The 1,525-nt window shown below is 57.9% G+C and carries 1 protein-coding gene and 1 pseudogene; both read right to left on the bottom strand.

The window, feature by feature from the left end:
- A pseudogene (locus AC1D1X_RS23045) lies at positions 1-180 on the bottom strand (tripartite tricarboxylate transporter TctB family protein); the annotation flags it as partial.
- 111 nt (positions 181-291) lie between these two features.
- Positions 292-1,314, bottom strand: a complete 1,023-nt coding sequence (locus AC1D1X_RS23040) for a Bug family tripartite tricarboxylate transporter substrate binding protein (RefSeq protein WP_477699303.1) — start codon at positions 1,312-1,314, stop codon at positions 292-294.
- Positions 1,315-1,525: the final 211 nt, after the last annotated feature.

The following is a 1,525-nucleotide window of genomic DNA, read 5'->3' as shown; positions in this document are numbered from 1 at the left end:
GATATAAAACGGGAAGTAGCCTGAACCGGGGCCATCGGTGGTCCAGCCGGACCCCAGGGCCCAACTGCCCTGGATGACCACGGCACCCAGGATGACAATACAGGTGGCTACGATCGCTTCAACAACATAGGTCGCGACGCCCGAGCGGGCTTGCGCGCCGGATTCTTGGTTTGGCTCCATGAGCAACTCCGTTGGATTGAGTGCCCTGTACCAGGGCGAACTTGATTGATTGTGGGGCTGACACTTGGCCAGCCCGCAGGAGAAAACCCGTCGAACGGGTTTTCTTTATCGTTACTTCGCGATGAAGCCGGCTTCCTTCATCAACTCACGATGGCGCTGCTCTGCGCCGCCCAGCCATTTTCCGAACTCGTCGCCGGACATCGACGTCTGGTTGAACGCACCTTTTTCCATGTAGTCTTTCCACTCGGGGGTCTCGCGGACTTTCTTGAGCAGGTTGACATAGAACTCGAGCTGGTCTTTCGATACGCCAGGCGCCATGAATATGCCGCGCAGCATGGTGTAGTCGGTGGGCACGCCAGCTTCCTTGCACGTCGGGATGTCGGCCCATGACAGGGTGTCGGTGACTTTGGTCTTGTAGGGCATGCGTTTGTCGTCGAAGACGCACAGAGCCCGAAGCTGGTTGGCGCGCCACTGGGCGACGGCCTCGATCGGGTTGTTGAYGGAAGAGTCGACGTGCTTACCGACGAGCTGGACCGCGACTTCACCGCCTCCCTTGAATGGGACATAGATGAATTTTGTGCCTGTGGCCTGCTCAATGCCGACAGTGATGATCTGGTCTTCCTGTTTGGAACCCGTGCCGCCCATCTTGATTTTGCTGGGGCCTGCGGCTTTTACGGCTGCCAGGTAGTCCTTGGCGGTCTTGGCGGGGTTTTCTGCGTTGACCCATAGCACGAACTGGTCGAGCGCCATCATGGACACGGGCGTCATGTCGCGCCAGTTGAAGGGAACACCTGTCGCCAGAGGTGTGGTGAAGAGGTTGGACAGCGTGATAATGATCTTGTGTGGGTCACCTTTGGCGCCCTTGACTTCGAGGAAGCCCTCCGCGCCAGCACCGCCGGATTTGTTGACGACGATCAGCGGTTCTTTCATCAGCTTGTGCTTGATGATGATGCCTTGCATCAGTCGGGCCATCTGATCGGCCCCGCCGCCGGTACCCGCAGGGACCACGAACTCCACTGGCTTGGTGGGCTCCCAGGCTGCATGGGCGGGGAAGGCCGTCAGCGCCGCTGCCGCGATGGCGCATGTCCCCGCTGCAGTCAATTTATTCCTGATGCTCGCAAATCTGGTTTTCATCACGTTGTCTCCTGTATTGGGTAACTCTGTTTGGGCTTGGAACTTCTTTACTGATTCCCTGGCCGGAGCATATTGCACGCGTATGGTCTTACCAAGTGGACGAAAAACTCTTGACAGGGGTCAAGTTTGTGGGATTTTCGATGCCCTCTAGGGTTTGTCCCGAGCTGTTTTGCTCCATGGCGGGCGCTTGATAGCGTATCTCCCTAGGAGG

The sequence above is a fragment of the Polaromonas sp. P1_G4 genome (assembly GCF_056405475.1).
Note: the sequence above shows the minus strand (reverse complement) of the source record. Positions and strands in the feature narration are given on the sequence as shown.